Source organism: Rathayibacter tanaceti, from assembly GCF_001634385.1.
Taxonomy (GTDB): Bacteria; Actinomycetota; Actinomycetes; order Actinomycetales; family Microbacteriaceae; genus Rathayibacter; species Rathayibacter tanaceti.
The window spans coordinates 1-5,493 of record NZ_LIIN01000154.1; the positions used below are offsets into that span (position 1 = coordinate 1).

Here is a 5,493-nt window from a genome sequence, read left to right on the forward strand (position 1 = left end):
CGCGAACGCCGCCCGCCGCGGCGCGCTCGATCGCCCTCGCCGCCCTCGTCGCGGGCTCCGCCCTCCTCGCGGGGTGTACCACCGCTGCCACCCCACGGCCCGACACGACGGCCGCCTCCTCCCCGTCGCCGACGCCCGTCGGCGACACCGCGCTCCTGCGGCAGATGGACTCGCAGGTCGCCGCGGTCTACTCCGACCGCAGGCCGGCGGGGACCTTCATCGGGTCTGCGAGCGCTACGGAGAGGCTGCCCGCACCCGGTGAGGGCGCTGCCTCGAAGGTCGTCCTCGCTCTGCGCTGCACCGGGAGCGGCGAGTACTCGATCACCGTTCGGCAGGACCGGCCGAACACGGTGGGGGCGACCTGTGGCGACGACGGTTCGGGCATCGCCGCCGTCCCGCTCTCGAACCCCGGGCAGCCGACCGTCCTCGATGTCTCGGTGCCCGAGGGCAGCGACTACTGGCTCACCACGTACTACACAAGCCAGTGAGGGGATGCGTCGCCTGACGATCCTCCCGCACCTCCACCACGGGTCGCCCCTGCGGCGTAGCGTGGACGAGGTGATGCGCCCGACGATCCAGACCCTCGGCCAGCTCCGTGCCTCCGGCCACGTGCAGAAGAGCCTCCGCACCGAGATCCGCGACAACCTGCTCGACGCCCTGCGGGAGGGCCGCGACCCCTGGCCGGGTCTGCACGGCTTCGCCGAGACCGTGATCCCGCAGGTCGAGCGCGCGGTCATCGCCGGTCACGACATCGTCCTGCTGGGCGAGCGGGGACAGGGCAAGACCCGCCTCCTGCGCACCCTCGTCGGCCTGCTCGACGAGTGGACGCCGGTGATCGAGGGCTCGGAGCTGGGCGAGCACCCGTACGAGCCGATCAGCACCGTGAGCCTGCGGCGCGCGCAGGAGCTCGGCGATGACCTCCCGGTCGCCTGGCGGCCGCGCGAGGAGCGCTACGTCGAGAAGCTGGCCACCCCGGACACCAGCGTGGCCGACCTCATCGGCGACGTCGATCCGATGAAGGTGGCCGAGGGTCGCAGCCTCGGCGACCCCGAGACCATCCACTTCGGCCTCATCCCGCGCAGCCACCGCGGCATCGTTGCGATCAACGAGCTGCCGGACCTCGCCGAGCGCATCCAGGTCGCGATGCTCAACGTGATGGAGGAGCGCGACATCCAGATCCGCGGCTACGTCCTCCGCCTCCCGCTCGACGTGCTCGTCGTCGCCAGCGCGAACCCCGAGGACTACACGAACCGCGGCCGCATCATCACGCCGCTCAAAGACCGCTTCGGGGCCGAGATCCGCACCCACTACCCCACGGCGCTCGTCGACGAGATCGCCGTGATCCGTCAGGAGGCGGACCTCGTCGCGACCGTCCCCGACGCGCTCATCGAGATCCTCGCCCGCTTCACCCGGGCCCTGCGCGAGTCGAGCTCCGTCGACCAGCGCAGCGGAGTGAGCGCCCGCTTCGCCATCGCCGGCGCCGAGACCATCGCCGCCGCGGCCCTGCACCGCGCCACGCGCCGCGGCGAGAAGGAGGCGGTCGCCCGTCCCATCGACCTCGAGACCGCTGTCGACGTGCTCGGCGGCAAGATCGAGTTCGAGTCGGGTGAGGAGGGCCGCGAGGACGAGGTCCTCGACCACCTCCTCCGGCAGGCCACCGCAGAGACGGTGCGCGCCCACCTGCGCGGCATCGACCTCGGCCCGCTCGTCGAGGCGGTCGAGAACGGAGCGATGATCACCACCGGTGAGCAGGTCACGGCGCGCGAGTTCCTCGCGGGCCTGCCCCTGCTGGGCGAGGCCCGCGTCTACGACGAGGTCGCCGAGCGGCTGGGCGCTGTGGGTGACGGGCGCCGGGCCGGAGCCGTCGAGCTCGCCCTCGAGGGCCTCTACCTCTCGCGCAAGCTGAGCAAGGAGACGGGCGGGGGCGAGGCCGTCTATGGCTGACGCTCCCCGGAGCAACCGGCGGCTGAAGCGCGACGCCCGCTACGCGAAGTACGCCGGCGGACCGGACCCGCTCGCGCCTCCCGTCGACCTCTCGGAGGCACTCGACGCGATCGGCGAGGACGTCATGGCGGGCACCTCGCCGGAGCGGGCGCTGCGCGAGTTCCTCCGCCGCGGAGCCCGCGACCGCGACGGGCTCGACGACCTCGCCGCGCGGGTGGCCGAGCGTCGTCGCGAGCTGACGCAGAAGAACAACCTCGACGGCACACTCCGCGAGATCCGCGAGCTGCTCGACCGGGCCGTGCTCGCCGAGCGCAAGCAGCTCGCCCGCGACACGCAGATGGACGACGGCGACCGCGCGCTCGCCGAGATCCAGCTCGACAGCCTCCCTCCCTCGCCCGCCGCGGCCGTCTCTGAGCTCAGCGGGTACCGCTGGCAGAGCCCTGAGGCGCGCGCCGACTTCGAGCGGATCCGCGAACTCCTCGGCCGCGAGATGCTCGACCAGCGGTTCGAGGGGATGAAGCAGGCGCTCGCGAACGCGAGCGACGAGGACCGCGCCGCGATCGACGCGATGCTCCGCGACCTCAACGACCTGCTCGAGGCGCACGCCCGCGGCGAGGACACTCCCGAGCAGTTCGACGCCTTCATGGCGCAGCACGGCGAGTACTTCCCCGAGGGGCCGGAGTCGGTCGACGAGCTGATCGACGCCCTCGCCGCCCGCGCCGCGGCGGCCCAGCGGATGCGCAACTCGATGACCGCCGAGCAGCGAGAGGAGCTCGACGCCCTCGCGCAGCAGGCTTTCGGCAGTCCCGAGCTGATGCAGTCGCTCGGTCGTCTCGACGAGACGCTCCGGGGTCTCCGACCCGGCGAGGACTGGGGCGGCTCCGAGCGGATGGACGGCGAGCAGGGCCTCGGCCTCGGCGACGGCACCGGTGTGTTCCAGGAGCTCGCCGACCTCGACGCCCTCGCCGACCAACTCGCGCAGTCCGACCGCTCCTCCCTCGACGACCTCGACCTCGACCTGCTCGCCCGGCGCCTGGGCGAGGACGCCTCCGTCGACGCGCAGACGCTGAAGCGCCTGGAGCGCGCGCTCCGCGACTCGGGAACGCTGCGCCGCGGCTCCGACGGTCGGCTCGCGCTCAGTCCGAAGGCGATGCGCCAGCTCGGCAGGGCGCTCCTGCGCGACATCGCCGAGACCGTCTCGGGCCGGCAGGGGGCCCGCGACGTTCGGCGCGCAGGTGCCGCCGGTGAGCGCTCAGGAGCGACCCGCGCCTGGGAGTTCGGCGACACCGAGGCCTGGGACATCCCCCGCACCGTGACCAACGCCCTGACCCGCACCGCGGGCGAGGGCCGCCCCGTCGGCTCCGGGGTGCGGATCGAGATCGGCGACGTCGAGGTGCAGGAGACGGAAGCGCGCACGCAGGCCTGCGTCGCGCTGCTCGTCGACACCTCCTTCTCGATGGCGATGGACGGCCGCTGGGTGCCGATGAAGCGCACTGCCCTCGCCCTGCACACCCTGATCAGCAGCCGGTTCCGCGGAGACGTGCTGCAACTGATCGCGTTCGGCCGGCAGGCCGAGGTGATGGACGTCGAGCAGCTGGTCGGCCTCGACGCGGAGTGGGACAAGGGCACCAACCTGCACCACGCGCTCCTGCTGGCGAACCGGCACTTCCGCAAGCATCCGAACGCGCAGCCGGTTCTGCTGATCGTCACCGACGGGGAGCCGACGGCGCACCTCGAACCCGACGGCGGGATCTTCTTCGACTACCCGCCCGACCCGGTGACGATCGCGGTGTCGGTGCGCGAGCTCGACGCCTCCCTGCGCCTCGGCGCGCGCACGACCTTCTTCCGGCTGGGGGAGGACCCGGGCCTGGCCCGCTTCATCGACTCGCTCGCCCGGCGGGTGGGAGGCTCGGTGGTGAATCCGGAGGCGGACGATCTGGGCGCCGCGGTCGTCTCGTCCTACCTCGGCGCTCGGGGCTCAGGATCGGACAGCCGGGCGCCCGGCGACGAGCTGTTCGGGCGCGGCTGGAGCTTCTGAGGGAACCTGCCGTCAACAACGAAGGAAGAATTCGTTTCTTGGGCCCCGAGATCCCCGCGTCCTCGTTGCTCCGGACATGTTCATCCTTCGTTGTTGACGCGACCGGTCAGAACAGCGGCCACGGCACGGCCGGCATGGTGCCGCGGGGTCCCGGGAAGCGCCCGAACGAGCCCAGGCGTTCGCAGCGCTTCGCGAACGCCGCGACCTCCTCCGGGGTCAGCAGCTCCGACAGCGCCGCGCCGAGCGCCCCGTCGAGCCGGCCGCGCAGGGAGGCCAGCGCCGCCAGCTCCTCCTCGAGCAGCGGCTCGCCGATCCACCCCCAGAGCACCGTGCGCAGCTTGTGCTCCGCGTGGAAGGTGAGCCCGTGGTCCACCCCGTAGCGGTGCCCGTCCGGCATCGCGAGCACGTGCCCGCCCTTGCGGTCGGCGTTGTTCGCGACCACGTCGAACACGGCCATCCGGCGCAGCGCCGTCGAGTCCTCGTGCACGAGCGAGATCTCGCGATCCTCCTCGTCGGTACCGTCGAAGACGTGCCGCCACCCGGCGGGCACCGCGGCCGCAGGCACCAGGTCGACGGCGTCCTGCTCGGGGTCGATGTCCTGCCAGAGCTGGACCATGCCCGGCCCGAGCGGCCCGTCGCGGAGCCAGGTGCGCGGCACCACGTTCCAGCCCAGCGCCTCCGAGACGAGGTAGGCGGCCGTCTCGCGCCCGGCGAGCACTCCGTCGGGGAAGTCCCAGAGCGGCTTCTCGCCCGAGATCGGCTTGTAGACGACCGGAGCCTCGCCGATCTGCGCGAGGAAGGTCGCGTTCGAGGCGGTCGTGATCCGTCCCGCCAGTTCGAGCTCGCCGTCGAGCCCGCCCGTGTCGCTCATGCGAGCGGGCAGTCGTGCCCGTCGGGATCCATCGGCTCGCCGCAGCGCGGGCAGAGCGGACGGCCGGCGCCCACCACCTCGAGCGTCCGCTTGGCGAAGGCGCGCGCCGTGCCCACGGGGATCTTCACCTGGAGCATCTCGGTGGGCTCCGGCTCCTCGGCGGAGTCGTCGTCGGCCTCCGTCAGCGGGTACGCCTCGATCACGATCTGCGCCGTCGACGGGTCCCAGCCGAGGCTGAGCCCACCGACGCGGAACTCGGGTTCGACGGGCTGGTCGAGCGGGTCGTTGTCGACGAGTTCGGGAGGCGTCCCCGCGGGAACGCTGACCGGGTTGCCCTGGGCGGTCATCAGCTGGTCGAGGATCTCGTCGATCTTCTCGGCAAGCAGCGCCGACTGCTGCTTCTCGAGGCCGACGCTGACCACGCGAGGTCCGGTCTTGGCCTGGAGGTAGAAGGAGCGCGAGCCGGGCGAGCCGACGGTTCCGACGACGACGCGATCGGGCCAGTCGAATCCGTGGACGATCGGAGGCATGCGACCAGTCTACGAGCGCCGCCTGCTCGGGGGCTGCGTGCTCGCGGCCGCGCGCCGCTACTCGTGCCCCGCGCCCCCGCCGACCGGGGGCGTCCGCCGCCGGAGCCGCC

5 protein-coding genes are annotated in these 5,493 nt (G+C 72.7%); 3 read left to right on the forward strand and 2 right to left on the reverse strand.

Annotation, left to right across the window (positions count from 1 at the left end):
- The 3 genes from ACH61_RS17540 to ACH61_RS13680 all read left to right on the forward strand — a co-directional run.
- A partial coding sequence (locus ACH61_RS17540; protein ID WP_201787616.1) for a hypothetical protein occupies window positions 1-488 on the forward strand: 488 nt, incomplete at its 5' end.
- Between the two features lie 73 nt (window positions 489-561).
- Window positions 562-1,944 carry a magnesium chelatase gene (locus tag ACH61_RS13675; RefSeq protein ID WP_068212993.1) on the forward strand — a complete coding sequence of 461 codons (1,383 nt, stop codon included), beginning with the start codon at window positions 562-564 and terminating at the stop codon, window positions 1,942-1,944.
- Complete coding sequence (locus tag ACH61_RS13680; RefSeq protein ID WP_068212996.1) at window positions 1,937-3,982, forward strand: vWA domain-containing protein; 2,046 nt, start codon at window positions 1,937-1,939, stop codon at window positions 3,980-3,982. The genes ACH61_RS13675 and ACH61_RS13680 overlap by 8 nt, the downstream gene beginning before the upstream one ends.
- 106 nt (window positions 3,983-4,088) lie before the next feature.
- Here ACH61_RS13680 and ACH61_RS13685 read toward each other — a convergent pair whose 3' ends face one another.
- A complete protein-coding gene (locus tag ACH61_RS13685) occupies window positions 4,089-4,853 on the reverse strand; it encodes an SCO1664 family protein (protein ID WP_068212999.1) in 765 nt (254 codons plus the stop codon).
- Complete coding sequence (locus ACH61_RS13690) at window positions 4,850-5,383, reverse strand: DUF3090 domain-containing protein (protein WP_068213001.1); 534 nt, start codon at window positions 5,381-5,383, stop codon at window positions 4,850-4,852. Before ACH61_RS13690 ends, ACH61_RS13685 begins: the two co-directional genes overlap by 4 nt.
- Window positions 5,384-5,493: the final 110 nt, after the last annotated feature.